The 1,689-nt window shown below is 54.3% G+C and carries 1 protein-coding gene; it reads left to right on the top strand.

The window, feature by feature from the left end:
• Positions 1-72 precede the first annotated feature (72 nt).
• Positions 73-1,509, top strand: a complete 1,437-nt coding sequence (locus ACZ9IM_RS30440) for an IS1182 family transposase (protein ID WP_476225831.1) — start codon at positions 73-75, stop codon at positions 1,507-1,509.
• Positions 1,510-1,689 lie beyond the last annotated feature (180 nt).

Genomic DNA, 1,689 nt, shown 5'->3' with positions numbered 1-1,689 from the left:
CGACCCAGGCTGTGTGAAAACGCCAGTAATTGTCTAACCTTCTGATCGTCGAGATCGTATCGGGGGGCGATCATGAAGCGATTCATCGAAGGTGAGACTCGGACGCAAGTGACGTTGCTGCCGGAGTGCCTGGACGATTACGTTGCCGAAGAAAATCCAGTGCGAGTGGTCGACGTTTTCGTCGATGAACTCGACTTGGGCGCACTTGGGTTTGAAGGTGTCGATCCTGCTGCAACGGGGCGTCCGGCCTACCATCCCGCGATCTTGCTGAAGATCTATATCTACGGCTACCTCAATCGGATTCAGTCCAGCCGCCGGCTTGAGCGTGAAGCCCAGCGTAACGTTGAGTTGATGTGGCTGACTGGGCGATTGGCTCCGGATTTCAAAACCATTGCCGACTTTCGTAAGAACAACGGCAAAGCCATTCGCAGTGTCTGCCGGCAATTTGTAGTTCTTTGCCGCAACCTCGACCTCTTCTCCCAATCGATCATCGCCATCGACGGCAGCAAGTTCAAAGCCGTCAATAATCGCGACCGCAACTTCACCCAAGGCAAAGTGAAGGCGCGCATGCAGCAGATCGAGCAGAGTATTGATCGATATCTGGCGGCGATGGATTCGGCGGATCGGGCAACGCCCGAAGTGGCCGAGGCCAAAGCAGAGCGGCTTAAAGAAAAGATAGAAACACTGAAAAAGCAGATGCAGAAACTCAAGGAAATCGAGGTGCAGCTCCACGAAAGTCCAGACCAGCAGATCTCCCTCACAGATCCTGATGCACGCTCAATGGCCACGAGCGGCCGAGGCACCGGAACGGTTGGCTACAACGTCCAAACAGCTGTCGACGACAAACACCATCTGATCATTGCCCATGAGGTGACCAACGTTGGTAATGATCGTGGGCAACTGAGCAATATGGCGAACCAGGCGCGTGAAGAAATCGAGGCTGAATCGCTAACGGTGGTGGCCGACCGAGGCTATTACAAAGGTCTGGAAATCCTTGCCTGCGAGCAGGCTGGCATCACCACCTTCGTACCGAAACCCCTGACATCAGGCAGCAAGGCCGAAGGCCGATTTGGTAAGCAGGACTTCATCTACGTTGCAGAATCGGACGAGTATCGATGCCCTGCGGGACAGTTACTGACCCGGCGGCATTCTTCGGTGGAAGACGGCATGTTATTGCATTGTTACTACTTCTCGGGCTGCCAGTCCTGCTCAATGCACAAGCAATGTACGACGGGTAAGGAGCGCCGGGTAAAGCGCTGGGAACATGAAGCCGTAGTCGATGCGATGCAGACTCGGCTGGAAAATGATCCAACGATGATGAGGCGTCGCCGACAGACCGTTGAACATCCGTTTGGAACGCTCAAATACTGGATGGGAAGTACCCACTTCCTGACCAAAACTCTGCCGAGGGTAAGCACCGAGATGAGCCTTCATGTACTGGCCTACAACCTCAAACGAATGATGAGCATCTTCAGTATCTCAGGACTGCTTGAAGCGATCAGGGCGTGAATCCAAGCTGCTTGATCGTCCGTGAGTGGCTGTTTGGGCCGCTGACGCGGCCCAAACAGCATTTACGAACGCCTATGTAGTTGACCAGGGCAATTCGCGCTTCAGTCTGCTGGTTTCGCAGGCAACACCCGTAGCTCTCAACTTTCGACGTATTCAGTGCGTTTTCACACAGCCTGGACC

The sequence above is a fragment of the Pseudomonas sp. TE12508 genome, assembly GCF_056279485.1.
Note: the sequence above shows the minus strand (reverse complement) of the source record. Positions and strands in the feature narration are given on the sequence as shown.

Bases quoted from the DNA above. Each gene is read 5' to 3' on its own strand.
- ACZ9IM_RS30440 (WP_476225831.1), top strand. From the start codon at position 73: ATGAAGCGATTCATCGAAGGTGAGACTCGGACGCAAGTGACGTTGCTG.